Raw genomic sequence first — 19,150 nt, forward strand, 5'->3', positions numbered from 1 at the left:
CAATTTACGGTGTTGGGGCTGAGGCTGGTTTTTGTGCCTGAATCTTGCTCAGGAACGGTAGATATTGCTGAACCACCAGTTGATCTGCTTCCAGAATCGGCATATGACCGACATTGTCCAGAATAACCGGAGTCTGGGCATTTTTCAGTAATGCTTTTAGCTCAGGAACCACCTCAACATTGACGATCTTATCTTGCTTGCCCCATAAAATCAGGGTCGGTGCATCAATCGATCTGGCCAGCAAGGCAAATGAATCCGGGGTATAGAGCTTGTTCAAGGCAATCACTTGATCGACCATTTTCTGGGTTTGTTCAACCTGACCAATCATCATTTTTTCTTGTGCCTGAGCAATTTCCTTCGGAATGAAAGGCGGAGTAAACATGGCTTGTTGCATCAGGAAATTGAAATCTCCTTTCTTGCTCACAATCATGTTTTTCACCTGATTTGGATCTTTTAAATAAGGTGTGGTTGCGGCCTTATACACACCTGCGGCATCAATCAGGAAAAGACTCCTGGTTTCAAACGGATATTGACCTGCATAAAGCATGGCAATTGAACCGCCCAGTGAATGACCGGCAATATGAGCTGGTCCGGTCAGATTGGCGGCTTCCACAAAACGGCGTAATTTTTCAGTGACATTCGGCACCGAGTAGTCAAAATCTTTTGGAACCTGGGTTTCACCACTGGCAGGTAAATCCGGGATGATCACGTGATAGTTTGCCGTGAGGGCACGTGCAACACGGTTCCAGTTGTCCCGGCTGCCTGCCAGTCCGTGAATCAGGATAATGATGGGTTTGCCAGCTTGCCCACCTTCACTATATGACCAGCTAATATCACCTACTTTTAAGGTTTTGCTTTGTAAACCGGCCCAGGCTCGTTCCTGCTGCAACAGGTTTTGAAAGCTCATTTCTATTTCGGCGGCCTGCGTGCTGCTTATGGCCAGAGGACTTAAGCTACATACGAGTAAGGCAGTGCCTAGAGCCAGCCGGAAAGGCTTGGCAAGTCGGGTATTGATCATCTTTGTTCAATCCTTGATCTATTTGTAAACCAATTGATTATTGAGGAAGAGACGACGCGAGTCATTTGCATAATCTACAGATGTATGGAAATTCTTGCCAATGAAATCAGCAATTTTCCGCTATTTTCCGGTTTAAAAGATTAGCAAGTATGCGCTTGCTTTCTATTTTTGTCAGTGACTTTCAAACAGGCGCACATTAAACTGTTGGCTAGCTCAATTACACATGGATATACACATGCTCACCGCACAAGAAGCATTAGAACGTTTAAAAGCAGGTAATGCCCGTTTTGTTAAGGGAGAGGCAGTTCAACAAAAATTGTTATCTCACCAGGAACGTGCCGAGATGGCAAGTGATCAAAATCCTTTTGCAATTGTTTTAGGCTGTTCTGATTCACGTGTGCCTGCTGAAATGGTTTTTGATCAGGGATTAGGGGATCTGTTCGTGATTCGTGTCGCAGGCAATATTGTAGCACCGTCACAGGTCGGCAGTGTTGAATTCGCTGCAGAACGTTATGATTGTGCTGTGGTGGTGGTTCTGGGCCATAGCCATTGTGGCGCGATTCAGGCAACCATTGATACCCTGACCAATCCGGACCAGCCACCTTCATCCAATTTGATGTCGATTGTCAACCGGGTGCGTCCTTCGGTTGAAATCCTGATGCAAACCGAACTGAAAAATGACTTGAAGAAACTGTCTGCCCATGCGGTCCGTTCCAATGTATTTGCTTCTGTAAATCAGCTGCGTCACGGTTCGGCTGTGCTGGAAAGCCTGATTGAAAAAGGCAAAATGATTGTGGTTGGTGCAGAGTATTCTCTCGAAACCGGTGAAGTTACTTTTTTTGATTTCTAAGAGTCAGGGCGAGTTTTAACTCGCCTTCATTTCGCTGATGAAAGTATAAATCTTTTTTTTATTGAATTAGAAAAATAAGCAAAGTAAAAGGGCAGCATAGAGATGAACATCATGCCTGTCACCGGGTCACATTTGGCCGACTGGCTGCAATTAAGAATATTACTCTGGCCAGATCATGAAGATGCGCATTTACTGCAAATGCGGCAGCTACTCGAACAACCACATACGTTGCAATTATTAAGCTATAACGATCAGCAGCAAGCAATTGCGATGCTGGGCGTCGATTCGATATGAATATGTGAATGGCACGCAAAAGTCACCTGTGGCTTTTCTGGAAGGTATTTATGTGTTGCCTGAATACCGACGTACAGGTGTTGCTAGCGCTTTGGTACAGCAGGTAGAACCCTGGGCAAAGCAGTTTGCATGTACTGAATTTGCTTCGGATGCTACGCTGGACAATATGATCAGTCATGCCATGCATCGCGCGCTGGGCTTTCAGGAAACCGAGCGTGTGGTTTATTTTAAGAAAAACATCAGTTGAAATCGTCAATTTTTTTAAAGGTGCGGTTTATAACGCACCTTTGATATAAGGATAAGCCAGATTCAGCATCAGGGGTTGTGCTTTCGCATTCGGATGGATCTGGTCGTTCTGGATCAGGTGCTTCTGTCCGGCGACACCCTCGAGAAAGAACGGTAATAATTTCACTTTATATTGCTGGCTGACCAGCTTGTAATTGTTTTCAAAGGCCTTGCTATAGGAGGTGCCATAATTCGGCGGTATTTTCATCCCAAACAGTAAAACATGGGCTTTCTGTTGCTGACTCAGCTGCACCAGCTGGACAAGATTTTTTTGAATCATTTGCGGAGGCTGGCCGCGCAAGCCATCATTGCCACCCAGTTCAATCACCACCACTTCCGGTTTATAGGTCTGCAATAGTTTTGGCAGTCTGGCCAGTGCACCGCTGGTGGTTTCGCCGCTAACACTTGCATTGACCACCTTGTGCTGTTTCGGATACTGTTGGTCTAAACGTTGTTGTAATAAGTGAACCCAACCTTGTTTTGCATCTATGCCATAACCTGCGCTGAGGCTATCACCTAAAATTAAAATCGTCTTTGCTGAAACCAGTGCCGGAACAAGACAGACACTGATCACTGCAAGCGTTTTAGATACTGGCAAGATAACTTTAGCTATTTGCATTGCATTTCAAATTTGTCCTGAAGGATACGTGACATCATGCCACAACCGATTATTTCTGCCCATAAAGTTACACAAACGATTCAAATTAACCAGCAAAGCTTAACCATTTTAAAAGAGATCGATTTGGAGATTTACCCGGGTGAACAGATTGCCATTACCGGTCGCTCAGGTTCAGGAAAATCAACCTTGTTGGACATTCTGGCAACACTGGATCGTCCCGGTGCGGGAGAGTTATGGGTGTGTGGACAGGCGGTGCATAGTTTGTCTGAAGAACAGCGCGCACAGGTTCGTCTGGGCAATATCGGCTTTGTATTTCAGTCTTTTCAGCTCTTGCCGCAGCTCAGTGCACTGGAAAATGTCATGTTGCCATTGCGTTTACAGCCAGACTTCAATTACAGGCAGGCTGAGCAGAAAGCGCTGGCATGGTTGGAGCGGGTCGGGCTGGTGCGTCAGGCACAGCAAACACCGAAAGTGCTGTCGGGTGGAGAGCAGCAACGTGTGGCAATTGCCAGAGCCCTGATTACCGAGCCGAAAATTATTTTTGCCGATGAACCGACCGGTAATCTGGACGGGCAAACAGCCAAAGAAATTGAACAGCTGTTATTTGAGCTGAATCAGGAACTGGGAACTACTCTGGTGCTGGTCACACATGATCAAGGTTTGGCTGCATTATGCCAACGCCATGTCAAACTGGTAGATGGCCAGATTCAGGACATCGTCAAGCTTGGGGAACGCTTATGAGTTCAGTACTCAAGCCATTATTACAGCAAAGTTTCCGCACGGGTGGACTGTATTTATTAATTATTGCACTTTCTCTGGCAATCAGTGCAACCACCGCTCTCAAGTTTAGTAATACGCAAGTGCAAAATGCGGTGTCATTGCAGGCCGCCGAAATGCTGGCTGCAGATCTGGTACTGTATGATAAAGACCCGATACCGGCAGAATGGTTGCAACAAGCACAAAAATTGCAGTTGCGACAGGCGCCTGTAACTGTATTTAGTTCGATGGCGCATACAGCGGAGCAGTTTGTGATGGTCAATGTCAAAGCTGTTGATGAACATTTTCCATTACGGGGCAAGCTCGAGATTCAGCCCAGGTCACCAGCTCTTCAAGCCGGGCAGGTCTGGCTGAGCCCCCGTGCAGCAGATTTGTTGCATGTACAGGTGGGGGATCAGGTGGCAATTGCAGATGCCCGGTTTAAAGTGAGCGGGATCATCGAACACGATGCGAATCAGGAGCTTGGCTTTTCCGGATTTTCACCGACAGTCATGATTCATCGCGCAGATATCGCCAGAACCCATGCGGTACAAGTCGGGAGCCGGATTGAGTACCGGTTACTGATTGCAGGGCCCCCGCAACAGCTGAGAGCTTTTAAAAAGATTTTCAAACAGCAAAAACTTCACGAACAGGGACAGGATCAGCCCGATGACCAGCAATTGGGAGAGGGGGAACAGACTTCGCTGAAGCTGCGTGATGCCAGTCAATCCAATACGCGGCTCATGAAACCGATTGAAAATCTGGATACCTTTTTACAGCTGGCAAATCTATTAACCATTTTGCTGTGTGGTATAGCCATTGCATTGACCAGTCAACGTTATGTGCAACAGAATCAGGATCATATTGCCCTGATGCGCTGTCTGGGGGCGAGCAAGAGACAGATTTTACTGGCTTATCTGGCCTTGCTGGGCATTGTCAGTGTCTTGTCGATTGTGCTGGGCAGCCTGATCGGCATTGTTTTAGGCTACGGTCTGTTGCAGTTGATGTTACAGCTGATTCCCCAATTACAACTGGGCTTTGCACTGGCTGACTTGCTGTTTGCCTTACCTGTTGCCATCTTTACCAGTGTAATGGTGCTGATCGGTTTTATCCTGCCTAGTATCTGGGAGTTGCTCAGTACCCCGCCAATTCGAGTGATCCGTCAGCAGGAACGTTCACGTCAGTCGTATGTCGCCATGTTTGCAGTCGGGATTGCCAGTCTGGTGGTGTTTAGTCTGGTGCTGAGTGACAATTTACAGTTAAGTCTATGGGTTCTGGCTGCCATCCTGATGCTGTGTGCAATACTTTTTGCCGTCATCTGGTTGCTGTTAAAAGCGCTTAAACAGCTCAAGCATCCGATCTCTGCCTATGTGCGTATTCCGCATCAGACTGCGTTACAGATCACTGCTTTGGCTTTGGGGCTGAGCCTGATTACGGTCTTGAGTGTCTTGAGAACAGACTTGCTGGAACGTTGGCAGCAACAGTTGCCTGAAGGGACACCGAACCAGTTTGTTTATGGTTTACCGCCATTTGATATGCCACAGTTGCAACAGCAGCTTGAGCAAAACCGATGGCAGGGCACGCCGCTTTATCCGAATATCCGGGGCCGTCTGCTGAGCAAAAATGGTCAGCCTTTTACCGCAGAACTGGTCAGGCAAAATAATGCGTTGCGCCGCGAGCTGAATCTGACTCAGGCTGCGGTCTATCCGAAAGATAATGTGATTACGCAGGGCAATCCACATTTTACCCAGGCCGGACAGGTATCGGTAGAAGCCAAACTGGCCGCCGAACTTGACATCAAGATTGGAGACCAACTCAGTTTTAGTTTACCGGAAGGGCCATTACAGGCGACGGTCATCAATCTGCGTCGTGTTGAATGGGAAAGTTTTAGTCCGAATTTTTTCTTTATTTTTTCACCGGGAAGCATGGATGAAAATGCAGGCAGTTATTTAGGCAGTTTCTATGTGCCAGCAGCCGAGCAGCCGAAAATGGTGGCATTGATCCAGCAATTTTCCAACACGGTGTTTATTGATGTCGGGCGTATTCTGGAAGAGGTAAAACGTCTGGTCAGTGTGCTGGTACAGATCGTCACGGTTCTGGCCCTGCTGGTCGGTTTAGCGGGGGTACTGGTACTGATTGCCTGTTTAAATGTACTGATGGATGAGCGCCGTAAAGAGGTGGCCTTGCTTCGTTCTTTTGGTATCGCCAAGCATAAATTAAAACGGATGCTCAGTCTGGAGGTCGGTTTTATCGGTCTGTTGGCGGGTGTGGTGGCCTGTCTGTTTGCAGAGGTGATCAGTGCCATTGCCAGTTACAAGATGCAAATGACCATCCAGTGGCATGCGGAAATCTGGCTGGTTTTACCTTTGGCCATGCTGCTGGTATGTACGTTGATCGGGCGCTATCGCTTGAGTTACTTATGCGATATTCCGCCCTTGCAAAGTTTAAGGGAAATGAACCAGTCTTAGAACGTAAGCTGGTTCTGGCGCAGGATTTCATTCCAGAGCGGTTGAAGGCCTGTGCTGAGTTGGGTGCAATAAAAATAGAATGCACCGAGCAGCAAGGCACCAGCCATCAGTGCAATGACTTGAGCCAGTGCCGTTCTTGGGGTTTTCTGGCTGAAATACCATGCTGCTGCCAGTAATGCTCCCATGATCATGCCACCAATATGTGCAGCGTTATTAATGCCGGACACGGTAAAACCGAATATCAAGTTGATACCCATGATCATGAGTAATGATTTTTTATCCAGCCAGAAGCGTTGCTGTGGCAAAGGTGGAAATAGTGAAATCACTGTGAGTGCTGCACCGAGACCCATCACGGCACCGGAAGCGCCTGCACTGATATGTGGGAGTAATTTCGGGTCAAAATGTTGTAACAGGGCATAGCCATCCCGGATGCTCAGATAGCTGGACAAGACGCTACCCATGAGTCCCGCCAGAAAATACAGGGCCATATAGTAGCTGCGACCAAACAGTTGCTCTGCCACACTGCCAAAGATATACAGTGCCCACATATTTAACATTAAATGGATCAGGCCAAAGTGAAAAAACATACTGGTAAATAAACGTTCAGCCTGTCCAGAAAAGGTCAGCGGAGTAAAATCTGCGCCCCAGGCGATTGCATCAACAGGGGCAGGGTCGGTAATATTCACCCCTGAAACAATCTGCCAGCCAAATAATCCGACATTGACTGCGATTAATAACGCAGTAAACCACCATGTTTGTATGTGCAATTTTTGGTTGATTTGTGGTGGAGTCGTTTCAGTCATGGGTTTAGGCTAGTGATTGATATAAAAAATAGCTTAGCATGAATTTATTGCATGATGGAGTGATGCACTTTAATGAAAGCCTTTTTAGCGCGCGCAGTAATGTTGATTATTGGCGTCATTCTATTGATCCAGCTCTGGATTTTTAGCAGTCTGGTCTGGTGGCGAACCCATCCGGTCAACACCACCATGTTTATGCGTTGGGATTACTATAGTGACTTTCAACCGATCAAGCAGGAATGGCGTGACTATGACAATATCAGTGATAACTTCAAACGCGCAATTTTAGCGGGGGAAGATGCAAAATTTGTCCAGCATCATGGTTTTGACTGGGCCGGAATCCAGTTTGCGCTGGAACGCAATAGCAAGAAAGGTGAACTGGTAGCGGGTGGCTCAACGGTTTCCCAGCAGCTGGCAAAAAACCTGTTTCTTTATAATAAGCGGTCCTTTATTCGTAAAGGGCAAGAAGCGGTGGCAACCTGGATGATGGAGCGGATGTGGTCTAAGCGACGCATTCTGGAAGTGTATATGAACTCGGTTGAGTTTGGGCAGAACATCTATGGGGTTGAAGCCGCAGCCCAGTTTTATTATGGTAAAAGCTCTAAAAGCTTAACCCGGGAACAGGCCGCATTTCTGGCTGCACTGTTGCCTAACCCCAAATATTATCAGGACAATCGCAATGACCGTAAGTTGCAATACCGCAAGCGGGTGATCCTAAAATATATGAACGGTATACAACTTCCGCAATAACGTATCAAATTTTAAAAAAAGCCCGATATTTTTGGGCTTTTTTACCAAATTGACATAATTTTGCAGCATACTTAAACCCTTACTTGATGAATGATAAAGCAACAAGGTTGGGTATGAATACTGCAGTGACGACAACAACGCCAATAGAATACAGTTACAACGATCGTTATATTAATCGGGAGCTTTCAATTCTCGATTTCCATCTTCGTGTGCTGGAACAGGCTGTCGATCCACTCCATCCGCTATTAGAACGGATGAATTTCCTGCTGATTTTTTCACGTAATCTGGACGAGTTCTTTGAAATTCGTGTTGCGGGAATGATGGAACAGCTGACTTTGGGCAATGAAAGCCGCACCCCGGATGGCTTGACACCAAAGCAGGTACTGGAACAGATTTCAAAAACCACCCATGCTGCGATTGAACGCCAGTACCGCATATTAAATGAAGAAATCTTGCCAAAACTGCGTAAAGAAGATATTTGCTTCCTGCGTCGTGGTGAATTAACACCGGCACAATCGGCTTGGATCAAAAAATATTTCCATGAGCAAGTGGCACCGGTGCTGACACCCATCAGCCTGGACCCGGCCCATCCGTTCCCGCGACTGGTCAATAAAAGTCTGAACTTTATTGTCACGCTGGAAGGGAAGGATGCTTTTGGTCGTCAAATTGATCTGGCTGTTGTACCTGCGCCACGTTCATTACCGCGTGTAGTCCGTTTGCCTGATGAATTGACCGATGGTAAAGAACATCACGTCATGCTTTCGGCGATTATTCATGAACATATTTCTGATCTGTTCCCGGGCATGACCGCAACTGGCTGCTATCAGTTCCGTGTCACCCGTAATGCCGATCTGGCGTTAAACGAAGACGTTGAAGATTTGGCGAAAGCATTGAAAGGCGAGTTGAGCTCGCGCCGTTTTGGCCGTGCAGTACGGCTGGAAGTGACCCATAACTGTCCAAAACACATTTATGAATATCTGCTTGATGAATTTGACCTGAACGAAGAACAGCTTTATCGCGTTGATGGCCCTGTCAATCTGGCACGTTTGCTGTCCAACTTTAAGCGTCCACATTTACGTTATGACTCGCATACGCCTGTGATTCCAAAAGCCTTTAAAAAGTCGGAAAGTATTTTTGCGGCCATGCAAAAGCAGGACATTTTATTGCATCATCCGTTTGAATCGTTTGCACCTGTAATTCAACTATTACGTGAAGCGGCACGTGATCCGCAAGTGCTGGCAATCAAGCAGACCCTGTACCGGAGTGGGGCCGATTCGGAAATCGTGCAGGTGCTGGCCGAAGCAGCCCGTAACGGGAAGGAAGTCACCGCGGTCATTGAACTACGTGCGCGTTTTGATGAAGAATCCAATATCGAAGTGGCCAATGTATTGCAAGAAGCGGGTGCCGTGGTGGTATATGGCATCGTGGGCTATAAAACCCATGCCAAAATGATTCTGGTGGTACGTCGTGAAAATAATAAGCTGGTGCGTTATGTGCATCTGGGCACAGGAAATTACCACGCCACCAATGCCCGTATTTATACCGACTATGGCCTGATGACCACAGACAAAGACCTGTGTGAAGACGTGCACCGTATTTTTCAGGAATTGACCGGCATGGGCAAAATGGCCAAGCCGAAGAAGTTACTGCACGCGCCGTTTACCTTGCATGCGCAGCTGATTAATTATATTGATGATGAAATTGCCAATGCCAAAGAAGGCAAGCCTGCACAGATCATTATCAAGGTCAATGCCTTAACCGAAGTTCAACTGATTAATAAGCTTTATGAAGCTTCACAGGCCGGTGTACAGATCGACCTGATTATCCGTTCGATTTGCTGTTTGCGTCCGGGTTTGCCGAACCTGTCGGAAAATATCCGCGTGCGTTCAATTGTGGGACGTTTTCTGGAACATACCCGGGTTTATTATTTCAGTAACAATGGTAATCCGCGGATTTATTGCTCTAGTGCAGACTGGATGGACCGAAACCTGTTTAACCGGGTTGAAGCCTGTTTCCCGATTGAAGAACCGGCCTTGAAAAAGCGGATTTATCAACAGGGTTTACTAAACTATCTCAAAGATAACCAGCAAGCCTGGCTACTACAAGGAGATGGGGTGTGGGAGCGTGCACGCCCGGCCGAAGGTGAGGCGCCGCATAATGCACAGCAAACCTTACTGGAAGCAATCAAATAAACAGAACCAGTAAAAAAGCCGGCCCTCAGCAGCCGGCTTTTTTATGGGACAATTTATTGGGTTTTTATTTCCAGGACCAGCTGATTGACTAAATCTGCTGCTTCCAGTTCCCTGATCTGCCCCACATTGCTGCCTGCCCAAAAAGCACCATAGCTAAAGTCTTGCTGGGTGCTGGCGATGCTCATCAGCTGTTTGGCCAGATCATAGGTGTAGGGATATGCCGGAACCTCAGGGCGATCCGGAGCGTCGATCTGCATATGCCAGCTGCCAATTAAACCTCGTGCCGGGCGGCCGGAAAGGCTGGCACTGATCTGGGTAATACTTTGGCTAAATAATGCCTTGCGGTAGGCAGCATTGGCGCTAGAACTTCTACACTGCACAAAGGCCGTACCTAGCTGTACGGCTGCTGCGCCACGCTCCAGCATTGCCCGGGCCTGTTCGCCATTCATGATCCCGCCAGCGGCGACCACTGGACGGTTGCAGTGTCTGGTGATGAGCTGAACCAGATCAGCTGTCTTGATCGCAGCATCGAATGTCTGGTTGAATATGCCGCGATGCCCACCGGCCTCGATTCCTTGCGCAATAATAATATCAATCCCTGCTGCTTCAATGGCTTGAGCCTCAAGCAGGTTGGTTGCAGAAACCAGCGTGATAATGCCTGCCTGTTTTAAAGCTTGGATCTGGTGAGGATGTGGAATACCAAAATGAAAACTCACTGCTTTGGGGCGGGTTTCCAGCACTACATTCAGAAAGTCATCATTGTCCAGAAAACTTGGATAAATACAGTTCAGTCGGGTTGGGGCTTCAGCACCAAACCTGTCAAAATGCGGGCGGAGATAATCAATCCATTGCCGTGCAGTTTCAGGGTTCAGCGGTTCGGATTGATGACAAAAGAAGTTGACCTGAAACGGTTGATCGGTCAACTCTTGCGTCTTCAAGATTTGTGCTTTGGCTGTTTCAGGGGTATTGGCCCCTAAACCTAAAGAGCCGAATGCGCCCTGATTCGAGACTTGTGCGGCAAGTTCGGGTGTGGAAACGCCTGCCATCGGCGCCAGTAAAATCGGGTGTTTTATTTGTAATAATTCTAAAATCGACATGATTAATGACTCATTGTGTTTTGAATCACCTTAACGTAAAAACAAAAAGGCTTGCAAATAATAATCGCTATTTAATAATTGAATATAGGCACTATTTTTAGTATCTGGGCATGCGAGTTTAGGTCGGGGTGACATGAAACAGCGAGCCGACCCAGCTGGAAAAGGCCATAGCCAGAATTCCCCATAAGCTAATTCGCAAGCTACCCTTGAGCATTGGTGTACGGGCAAAGTAACTGGACAATGCCCCCAATAAGGCCAGTGAAAGGATACCGGTCATTAAAACGGCCGGTTTAAGCCAGGTATCTGGACTGAGCAGGATGGCCAACATTGGTAAGGCGGCGCCACAAGAAAATGAGGCGGCAGAAGAAAGGGCCGCCTGAACCGGATTGGCTGCGGTATTTTCATGGATGCCAATTTCATCCCGTGCATGCGCGCCCAGCGCATCATGAGCGGTCAGCTGGGTGGCCACTTCACGGGCCAGTTCAGGATTTAATCCCCGTGAAACATAGATTTGCGTCAGTTCTCTGAGTTCGGCATGCGGATTGTTTTCCAGTTCGTGTGCTTCAAAGCGCAGGTCTGATTTTTCAATATCTTCCTGAGACTTGACCGAGATATATTCACCTGCAGCCATGGAGGTTGCGCCGGCAATCAGGCCAGCAATACAGGTAATCAATAAGGTGTGTGAACTGGCACCGCTAGCAGCCATCCCCATAATCAGGCTGGTCACCGAAATAATGCCATCATTGGCACCTAACACTGCTGCTCGTAGCCAGCCTGAGCGTTGGATCACATGAGGTTCTGCATGTTGTGAAAAAGACATTTTCTTGCTCGCTTGGAATCATTGAAACCGTTCAGGGCTGTTGTTATAGGCGTTTAATGATCTGTAAAATTCTATTGTTGATTCATAAACTTAATCTATTATAAATTAACTTATTTTAACGATAGCATAACGATGATTTAGTTATAATATGTGAACAAATTAACATTTTAAATGCTGGTTAAGCCTTCTCGCGATAGATCCTATGGTGAGTATTTTTAGTTGAGATTTGCGATGAAAAATTCCAAAAATAAGCTGCTGAGTCAAACACTATTACTTTTAGGCTTGATTTTGCCAGTACAGCAGGGAATGAGTGCCGAACCCGATTTCGTCAAGGAAGGTGATGCTGCCTATAAACCCGGTAATCCGATTTATGACCGTTGGGACAAGTTTTATAAAATTGAACAAAGCCAGCCGCAAGAAGCTGAAAAAATCCTGATTGAACTGGGACAACTCACGCCACAAGATATTAAAGTCTGGAAAAGCCTGACCTATCTGCAAATCCGTTTAAACAAGCAAAATGAGGCCATCCAGAGTGTGCGTAAGGCCGAGCAGCTGGCACCGCAGGATGAGCAGCTGAAACTCCAGGAAGCCTACTTGCTCAACCAGCAAAAAAGAAATAAGGAAGCTTTGGTAATCTTTAAGGATTTATCGGCTTCCTCTGATCCGGAAATGGCAAGCAAGGCGCAGCAAGCAGTCCGGAATCTGAGCGCTTCAGCCGTACCATCCACGTTTAAAGATGTCTACTTTGCGCCTTCTTATGAGTCGCGTTATGACGATTTTATTTTTCCATTGAAAATGCGATATGGTAAAAATCTGGATAATGGTCGGGCGCAGGTGTATGGCTTTGTCAACCTGAACCGGGACACCAAGTCCAAAGGCGGGGTGCGTCCTGAAATTATCGACGAAAATGCAGTAACCGTGGGTGTGGGTGCCAATTACCAGCCATGGCAATCGATTCCTGTGCGTGCCTATTTAGAGGTGGGCGGGAGTTATGACCTGATTGATCGTAACCGGGATAAATTCCGTGAAAGCGTGGTTGGTGGGGTTACCGGTTATCAGGAATGGTATGCCAACCCGGCCGCTGAACAACGTAGCATCTGGAATGATTACTTTACTGACCTGTATGGGAATGTGGCGAGCTATTCACGGGAAGACTATAACGTGATTGCCGATTTAAGATTGCGCTCTGGCTTTAATCTCTACCGCGGTGAGACGGGAACGGTACAAGCCTATGGCAAGTTACATGCCTTAGCCGATTCGGAAGGGGAAAATTATAATAACCTGTTTGAATATGGTGCAGGGGTTGCATGGCAGCCATTTAACTATGTGCCGGTAAAGTTGCGTGTTGAACGTTTGTACGGGCATTATTTTAAAGATGCGTTGGCCGATGGAACCGATCGCTATAACAATACACGTACCGAACTGGTATTTTACAAGAGTTTCTGAGCGGCTTTATTCAGGAGCCATAGTTGAGCTTATACCATAATGCCACCGCATAGACCGTAATACGGTTCATATAATGCGGGCCGTCAAAAATATAGATTTTCTGTCCTTCATAGGCTTTGAGCTGGGCAATGATTTCCCATGGATAAGCCGGACGGAACTGGCCGCCTTTCACTGGACGGAAGGCTTCCAGTACAATGACTACCTTATCTTTGCCGAACTCTGCCTGCAGGTTATTCAAAATAGCCTTTGCCTGCGCGGGCGAACGGGTTCCAACCCCAACCCCATCCTGAAAAAACACATGGGTATGGGCAGGCAACCAGCTTTTCAGCCACACGTCCAGATGTTCAGGCGACTGTTCTGCACTGTAGATACTGACCCAGACCGGTTTGGGCAAAGTGTCTAGCGCATGTGCCAGAACTCCCACGCCTAGCCAGCTCGGGTCTGCCTCAACCGGAAAATAATAACCTTTTAGCGGAATCGAGCTGGTGTTCTCAATGATTTTTCTGGAACTTTCTGCCAGTTTAAACACATTGGAGCGAGCCATCCTTTCATCGTATTCGCCGGCCAGCCCCAGAATGATATTTTGCGACCACGGCTTCTGGTTGAGCCGGGTCAGGCTGAGGGTTTTGTCCCACTTTTCAAATCCCATGTCCTGATCAAACCAGGCTTTGGACTGCACCACAGACCATTGTGGTACAAAGGTGGATACGCCAAGTAAATCCCAGTTGCCCGAGGGTGGGGTGGTGGCCAGATCCGGTTGCCAGAATATACCTTCAATCTGGGGGGGCTGCACCTCCGGATCGAAGAAGTGCATGCATCCCCCTAAACTGAATAAGGCTGATAATGTAAGAACTTTGAGAAGTATAGAGTTAATCTGCCTTATTTTTAGCATTCGGTCGTTTACGCCAGTACCAGAGCAAAATTGCAAGAATCATGATAGCAGAGATTATCATGACCAAGATAAAGAATGATGATTGCTGAACCAGCGGTGCCTTTTGGTTGCCTACAATAATTTTTTGTAAAATAAAGACTTGTCCGCTTTCTGAGACCAATATTTTACTGGCATTATTGGGAATGTCGGTCTGGATTTTATCCCATAGTCTGGCAAAATTCTGCGCCCCTTCAATCGAGTCGCTAATCACGTCAAAGCGCTGATCGTGAAAACTCACCAGAAAACCGCGTGCAGTGGCTGGTGCATAAAGAATATCTTTGTACATCAGTACTTGTTGCTTATAGATATTCGGGTTGACTTGCACATTCAACAGTTCGGGGCTGGCCGGATCAAACTTGACCAGATTCAAGGGAACCGGATCGTTGGTCAGCAGCATTTTTTTGGCCACCTGACTGATGGTCATGGCCATTTCCAGACTGCCAGCGTTGCCATCAATCGCAATGGTTGGATGGGTCGCAAAACTCATGGAAAGTGACGCAACACCATTTTTGAGTTTATGCGGCAGTTTGACCGTCGATTTTTGGGTATCAATCCACAGTGAGCCTTTGGCTGTTGGCAAGCATTGCGAATTGACAATAACGGAATTTTCCAGCTTCATGCTGAAGTTGGTGTTATTGGAAATGGTTTTGGCAAAATAGTTGAATTGCCGGTTGACCGGATCAGATTCCAGTCCCGCCGTTTTTAAGCTGCCGGCCAGACCGCCATCAATCCATGTCGTAATGTTTGAGCCTTCCAGCAAACCGCTCTGAACGCGTAACGCAATTTGGCCCTGCAAAATATCGGTCGGCTGCCATACGGCCGGAAAGTTCAGGAACAGGTTCTTTTCTGCCTGATTTAAGCGGAAATCACTAATTCCCAAATCGGCAAGGGTCTTGATCTGCTTGATTTTGGCCCAGGCCGGAGCCGCCAGCTTATTGGGAAGGTAGGTGGACGAGGTATCGAGCTGCTGTAAATAATCCGGATTTAACAAGCCGTTAATGGCCGAGGCCAGCTTTTCAGGCTGGTCATATTGAATGCGTAATGTCGGTATCTCGTTATCCGCACTGATCTGAACCAGTGTACCATTTGGTAATGGTGTAGCCGATTTCTCAATTTCAATAAAAAAGTTGGCCGCTTTTTGTGCCGGTGCACTTTGTTCATACCACTGGATCGGTGTGACTGATCCCCAGGCACTGATTAAACGGCCAAGCATGGATGCTTCATTGATATTGGCCGGATTATATTTTAATACCCCGACAAAAGGTGTGGGCCGCACGACTTGCGGGTTAAACAAGGCATCAGGCAAATCTTTTAGGCGATAAATGGGCCGATGGCGCATGTAATCAATTTTTGAATTGCTGAGATAGGTCACCTGATCGACGTCTTCACTACAGAAGGTGGTACGTTCTGCTGCAGGTGAGGTTGTCGGCGAGTACTGTTGCAAGATAAAGTCGAGGCGGTGAAAGCCGCTCTTGGTTGCCGGTATATTGAAGCTCAGTGTTCCATCACCATTCAAGGTGGTGTTATAAATCAGCTTGTCATCATATTTCACTAACAAGGTGGTGAAATGTTCCGTTGAATACTCACTGCTAAACTGGATATTCTGCCATTCCGAACCTTTACCGACATAAAAGAAATGCGGTTCAATCGTGTATTTGTTAGAGGTGTTGATATTGTCAAATGTCCAGGTATTCAAGGTATCTGCAAAGCTGGATACGGGCAAGGAGATAGCAGCACTTGCGACCAGTATTTTAAAAACCTGAAGATGTAATGGATTCTTTTTCATTTATTTTTTCTCCTTGCTGCGCTCAGTTTTGTACCATTGTAGTGAATTTCCCTGTATCTTATTTTTCAGCATGTCATAGGCCGCTTTAAACACGATAAATAGAAATACCTGTGAATAGGTGACATAAGATAAAACCGAGAAGAAATAAAGTTGGGGTTTTGCTCTTTCCAGAGATAAGGTAAACCACATTTGCGCGACGTATAGACAGAACGATAAGCCCCAGAGCAGGGTAAACGGGCCAGGGACGGTAATCCCGGCAATCCCGAGCAAGCCGAGGGTTAAGGTAATGTGACTCCAGATCAGCGCCGGCACAAACAGGACATAACACATGATGTTGTTAAAAATTTCGATGCCGATTGGAAACGGCTTCCTTAATGCAATCGGTAAATATTTACTGGTGACATAAAAGTTGCCTTGAGTCCAGCGCGAGCGTTGCTTGACAAAGACACTCAAGGACGGCGGGTCTTGCTGCCAGCCGACGGCATAAGGCACCCATTTGATCCGTCTTTGACCTAAAAAAATCCGGAAACTCATTTCGGTATCGTCAACCAGTGATTTTTCGTCAAAGCCGCCCAAGGTCTCCAGTGCATCCCGCCAGATCACATAATTGGTTCCCATCAGGGTGGAAAGTTCAAAACGCTGCCAGCGCCCACCTTGGAAAATCCATTGAAAGAAAATGAATTCGATGGCAATAAACCGGGTCAGGATACTGTCACGCCAGTTACGTGTGCGCACCTTGCCGTTTACGGCGACCAGTTTTTTATCTGCCAGTAAGGTCTGTGCCAGTAAACGTACACAGTCCGGCTCCGGGGTACTGTCGGCATCATAGACTACAATTAGTTCACCTTTGGCATGCGGAAGGCCATTATTCAGGGTGCGTGATTTGCCTTTACCTCCCATGCCTTTCGGCACATTGACGATCTTGATACAGGGATAAATTGCCGCCATACGTTCGGCAATTTCCAGCGTATTGTCCTTGGAGCCATCGTTGATGAGTAACACTTCATAGGCATGTGCCGGATAATCCTGCTGGGCAATGGCATGCAAGGTATCCTCAATCACCACGCCTTCGTTGTAGGCCGGAATCAAGACACTTAATACAGGCCAGTGTTCGGGCACTGGCAGGTTTTCCAGTTCTTTGGCGGCATTCTTGGAATATTTCCAGGCCTGAAAACTGAGCCAGGCCCAAAAGGCTTGTGGAATCCAGATACCTAAAAAGCCAAACAGAAAAAGAATATCAATTGCGGGCATTTATTCTTCTCCTGCGGATAATGGAAATCACCAGAATGAGCAGCAAGCCACCGCCGAGCAGTAATGAAATCCAGGAGATCGAGCTTCCAAAGGTACTGAGCAAGCTTGGATAATGTGCAGAATAAATATAATCGAGTGGAATCACGACGGTACTCAACGCAATCAGTAGATAGCCAAATAGGTTGGTTTCAACGCCTTCAGTGGTACTGGTATAACGAATACGGTTGATTTCCCAGGAAATTCCCAGATGCGGATATTCAATATTATTGACGGGCATATCTGCAGGAGGATTAATCACCACCTGATAACCGGATGTCTGGGAAGCATCGGTAATGGCCTGATAGAAAAAATGTTGATGGTGTTGAATCTTGCGTGCCGGAATCGGTAATTCATTGATACTGTCGGTCTGGATAATATAGCTGCCTGCCGGTTGCGAGATCAGGTTTTCGTCCCAGCCATTTTCAATCAGTGCAGCAAGCGGTCTTAATCCGATCGCGGTAGAAAAAGTGGCCTTGGCGGCAAAATATTTGGAATGTTGCATTTCATAATAGGCAATCGGGATGGCGCCTTCATTGACCGCTTTTTTGATCTTGTAATATCGAATGGCGCTAAAATATTCGTTGGGCAAGATAATTCCCGGTTTTACTCCTGTTTCAATCAGGCGTTTAAAGCTTGCAGATTCTACCTGATCTGCAGTGAATACCGGCCACCAGGTCGCCGGTTGGGGAAATAGCTCGGTTATACTCTGGAATGATTTGGCCGGTGTGGTGGTGTGCTGTACCGCATGCTCAATCGAGCAGTGATAATACTGCTGGTAAAATTGTTGCAGGGTGGCATCGGGAAAGGTTGCACTGGTCACCAGTAAGCCACAAATATTCAGTAATACGGACATTAAGGCACCTCTTTGTTTTGAGGGCCTAGATATTCGGTATGCTGTTCAATCTGTAGCTTTAAGACACTGAGCTCCTGAAGCTGCCGGATAAACAAAGGGTAGGTCTGGTTTTCCTCAAGCTCCGGTTCGTGGATGACGATACTTTTAATCTGGCTGAGCTCTTCATTAATAAAATGGTAAATGACGCTGTCTCTTTCGGTCGAGAGAATGGCCATAATCTTGTTCTGGGTTTCTTTCCAGATATCTTCCCCCAGCATTTCCCGGATCAGCACGGTATTGCTGATATGGGTGCTAATGATCTTGTAATGATCTTTATGGGTGAGCTGGAGTAGCTTTTTTAGCTCTTCCTGAAAGTGGTTCAAGGCAGTCAGGGGTAAAATATCATGTTGATAATTACGGTCATAGCTCTGGATGGCACGGAAGGTTTTCAGGGCATTCTGGATATTGTGCCGGATCGCACTTAAAAAAATCGGGGTAATCGGCAACACAAACAGGAGCAGTAACTGGCGCTCTACATAGGTCTGGTTGGCCAGATCAAGTAGAAAGTAAACTGCCACGCCAATAAAGGTCAGCAGCCCCAGGATGATGGCCATGCCCACATTTAGAAATGACCCTGCAATGAGCAGGATCAACAGGAAAACCCAACTGCCCCGATAACTTGCCGGTAACCATTCATATGCAACAATGCCCATGAAAACGTGAGCTGAGATAATCCATAAGACGAGTGCTGAAGCTGGATTTTTCTGCATGATATTTTAGTTGTAATAGATGTATTTTGTGATAAACATAACACTATTTTAAAGTTGTTACGATCATTTTTCTGTTAGGGATTGTGTAAAATAATCTTATAAACAGTAACATACAGCATGGTCTATCCAGCAAGCAGTGAAAACAC

Annotated in this window: 16 protein-coding genes and 1 pseudogene; 7 read left to right on the plus strand and 10 right to left on the minus strand. The window is 46.8% G+C overall.

All coding sequences use genetic code 11. From position 1 onward, the window contains the following. Window positions 1-4 precede the first annotated feature (4 nt). Window positions 5-1,018, minus strand: a complete 1,014-nt coding sequence (locus OC23_RS00455) for an alpha/beta fold hydrolase (protein ID WP_038341999.1) — start codon at window positions 1,016-1,018, stop codon at window positions 5-7. A 235-nt stretch (window positions 1,019-1,253) separates the two neighbouring features. Here OC23_RS00455 and OC23_RS00460 point away from each other — a divergent pair, with 235 nt between their 5' ends. Then, entirely contained in the window at window positions 1,254-1,868 is a 615-nt protein-coding gene (locus OC23_RS00460; protein ID WP_038342000.1) for a carbonic anhydrase, read from the plus strand. 102 nt (window positions 1,869-1,970) lie between these two features. Beyond that, window positions 1,971-2,409: pseudogene (gene aac(6')-I / locus OC23_RS00465) on the plus strand (AAC(6')-Ighjkrstuvwx family aminoglycoside N-acetyltransferase). A 27-nt stretch (window positions 2,410-2,436) separates the two neighbouring features. On the opposite strand, the gene OC23_RS00470 reads toward aac(6')-I, so the two are convergent. Beyond that, window positions 2,437-3,066 (minus strand): arylesterase, encoded by a 630-nt coding sequence (locus OC23_RS00470; protein ID WP_038342001.1) that lies wholly within the window; start codon window positions 3,064-3,066, stop codon window positions 2,437-2,439. Window positions 3,067-3,102: 36 nt separating this feature from the next. Between OC23_RS00470 and OC23_RS00475 the strand changes: the two genes are divergently transcribed. After that, window positions 3,103-3,807: an ABC transporter ATP-binding protein gene (locus tag OC23_RS00475; protein WP_038342003.1), complete on the plus strand. Its 705-nt coding sequence runs from the start codon at window positions 3,103-3,105 to the stop codon at window positions 3,805-3,807. Beyond that, window positions 3,804-6,290 carry an ABC transporter permease gene (locus OC23_RS00480; protein ID WP_038342004.1) on the plus strand — a complete coding sequence of 829 codons (2,487 nt, stop codon included), beginning with the start codon at window positions 3,804-3,806 and terminating at the stop codon, window positions 6,288-6,290. Before OC23_RS00475 ends, OC23_RS00480 begins: the two co-directional genes overlap by 4 nt. Here OC23_RS00480 and OC23_RS00485 read toward each other — a convergent pair. Then, window positions 6,287-7,093 (minus strand): rhomboid family intramembrane serine protease, encoded by an 807-nt coding sequence (locus tag OC23_RS00485; protein WP_038342005.1) that lies wholly within the window; start codon window positions 7,091-7,093, stop codon window positions 6,287-6,289. The two genes, OC23_RS00480 and OC23_RS00485, sit on opposite strands and share 4 nt — an antisense overlap. 72 nt (window positions 7,094-7,165) lie before the next feature. On the opposite strand from OC23_RS00485, the gene mtgA reads away from it, so the two are divergent. Together mtgA and ppk1 are read left to right on the plus strand one after the other, a co-directional pair. Continuing rightward, window positions 7,166-7,840: a monofunctional biosynthetic peptidoglycan transglycosylase gene (gene mtgA / locus OC23_RS00490; RefSeq protein ID WP_038342006.1), complete on the plus strand. Its 675-nt coding sequence runs from the start codon at window positions 7,166-7,168 to the stop codon at window positions 7,838-7,840. A gap of 113 nt (window positions 7,841-7,953) precedes the next feature. After that, complete coding sequence (gene ppk1, locus OC23_RS00495; protein WP_038342007.1) at window positions 7,954-10,032, plus strand: polyphosphate kinase 1; 2,079 nt, start codon at window positions 7,954-7,956, stop codon at window positions 10,030-10,032. A gap of 53 nt (window positions 10,033-10,085) precedes the next feature. Here ppk1 and OC23_RS00500 read toward each other — a convergent pair whose 3' ends face one another. Beyond that, window positions 10,086-11,129: an NAD(P)H-dependent flavin oxidoreductase gene (locus OC23_RS00500; RefSeq protein WP_038342009.1), complete on the minus strand. Its 1,044-nt coding sequence runs from the start codon at window positions 11,127-11,129 to the stop codon at window positions 10,086-10,088. Window positions 11,130-11,247: 118 nt separating this feature from the next. Next, a complete protein-coding gene (locus tag OC23_RS00505) occupies window positions 11,248-11,949 on the minus strand; it encodes a VIT family protein (RefSeq protein WP_038342010.1) in 702 nt (233 codons plus the stop codon). Between the two features lie 231 nt (window positions 11,950-12,180). Between OC23_RS00505 and OC23_RS00510 the strand changes: the two genes are divergently transcribed. Continuing rightward, entirely contained in the window at window positions 12,181-13,395 is a 1,215-nt protein-coding gene (locus tag OC23_RS00510) for a tetratricopeptide repeat protein (protein ID WP_038342011.1), read from the plus strand. Between the two features lie 10 nt (window positions 13,396-13,405). Here OC23_RS00510 and OC23_RS00515 read toward each other — a convergent pair whose 3' ends face one another. Genes OC23_RS00515 through OC23_RS00535 form a run of 5 tightly spaced genes read right to left on the minus strand, consistent with a single transcriptional unit; the run spans window position 13,406 to window position 19,004 of the window. Continuing rightward, the gene (locus OC23_RS00515) at window positions 13,406-14,287 is read right to left on the minus strand and encodes a hypothetical protein (protein ID WP_038342013.1); all 882 of its coding nucleotides are present in this window, start codon (window positions 14,285-14,287) and stop codon (window positions 13,406-13,408) included. After that, a complete protein-coding gene (locus tag OC23_RS00520; RefSeq protein ID WP_038342014.1) occupies window positions 14,265-16,112 on the minus strand; it encodes a hypothetical protein in 1,848 nt (615 codons plus the stop codon). Before OC23_RS00520 ends, OC23_RS00515 begins: the two co-directional genes overlap by 23 nt. After that, a complete protein-coding gene (locus OC23_RS00525) occupies window positions 16,113-17,363 on the minus strand; it encodes a glycosyltransferase family 2 protein (RefSeq protein WP_038342015.1) in 1,251 nt (416 codons plus the stop codon). After that, window positions 17,350-18,255 carry a hypothetical protein gene (locus OC23_RS00530; RefSeq protein ID WP_038342019.1) on the minus strand — a complete coding sequence of 302 codons (906 nt, stop codon included), beginning with the start codon at window positions 18,253-18,255 and terminating at the stop codon, window positions 17,350-17,352. The genes OC23_RS00525 and OC23_RS00530 overlap by 14 nt, the downstream gene beginning before the upstream one ends. Beyond that, window positions 18,255-19,004, minus strand: coding sequence for a hypothetical protein (locus tag OC23_RS00535; RefSeq protein ID WP_038342021.1), 750 nt, complete (start codon window positions 19,002-19,004; stop codon window positions 18,255-18,257). Before OC23_RS00535 ends, OC23_RS00530 begins: the two co-directional genes overlap by 1 nt. Window positions 19,005-19,150: the final 146 nt, after the last annotated feature.

Source organism: Acinetobacter sp. A47 (assembly GCF_000805455.1).
Lineage (GTDB): Bacteria > Pseudomonadota > Gammaproteobacteria > Pseudomonadales > Moraxellaceae > Acinetobacter.

What these genes read in the sequence shown, in the direction of transcription:
- ppk1 (WP_038342007.1), top strand. Translation starts at nt 7,954, where the DNA reads ATGAATACTGCAGTGACGACAACAACGCCAATAGAATACAGTTACAAC.
- OC23_RS00470 (WP_038342001.1), bottom strand. Translation starts at nt 3,066, where the DNA reads ATGCAAATAGCTAAAGTTATCTTGCCAGTATCTAAAACGCTTGCAGTG.
- OC23_RS00485 (WP_038342005.1), bottom strand. Translation starts at nt 7,093, where the DNA reads ATGACTGAAACGACTCCACCACAAATCAACCAAAAATTGCACATACAA.
- OC23_RS00510 (WP_038342011.1), top strand. Translation starts at nt 12,181, where the DNA reads ATGAAAAATTCCAAAAATAAGCTGCTGAGTCAAACACTATTACTTTTA.
- OC23_RS00515 (WP_038342013.1), bottom strand. Translation starts at nt 14,287, where the DNA reads ATGCTAAAAATAAGGCAGATTAACTCTATACTTCTCAAAGTTCTTACA.
- OC23_RS00525 (WP_038342015.1), bottom strand. Translation starts at nt 17,363, where the DNA reads ATGCCCGCAATTGATATTCTTTTTCTGTTTGGCTTTTTAGGTATCTGG.
- OC23_RS00530 (WP_038342019.1), bottom strand. Translation starts at nt 18,255, where the DNA reads ATGTCCGTATTACTGAATATTTGTGGCTTACTGGTGACCAGTGCAACC.
- OC23_RS00520 (WP_038342014.1), bottom strand. Translation starts at nt 16,112, where the DNA reads ATGAAAAAGAATCCATTACATCTTCAGGTTTTTAAAATACTGGTCGCA.
- OC23_RS00500 (WP_038342009.1), bottom strand. Translation starts at nt 11,129, where the DNA reads ATGTCGATTTTAGAATTATTACAAATAAAACACCCGATTTTACTGGCG.
- OC23_RS00535 (WP_038342021.1), bottom strand. Translation starts at nt 19,004, where the DNA reads ATGCAGAAAAATCCAGCTTCAGCACTCGTCTTATGGATTATCTCAGCT.
- OC23_RS00460 (WP_038342000.1), top strand. Translation starts at nt 1,254, where the DNA reads ATGCTCACCGCACAAGAAGCATTAGAACGTTTAAAAGCAGGTAATGCC.
- OC23_RS00455 (WP_038341999.1), bottom strand. Translation starts at nt 1,018, where the DNA reads ATGATCAATACCCGACTTGCCAAGCCTTTCCGGCTGGCTCTAGGCACT.
- mtgA (WP_038342006.1), top strand. Translation starts at nt 7,166, where the DNA reads ATGAAAGCCTTTTTAGCGCGCGCAGTAATGTTGATTATTGGCGTCATT.
- OC23_RS00475 (WP_038342003.1), top strand. Translation starts at nt 3,103, where the DNA reads ATGCCACAACCGATTATTTCTGCCCATAAAGTTACACAAACGATTCAA.
- OC23_RS00505 (WP_038342010.1), bottom strand. Translation starts at nt 11,949, where the DNA reads ATGTCTTTTTCACAACATGCAGAACCTCATGTGATCCAACGCTCAGGC.
- OC23_RS00480 (WP_038342004.1), top strand. Translation starts at nt 3,804, where the DNA reads ATGAGTTCAGTACTCAAGCCATTATTACAGCAAAGTTTCCGCACGGGT.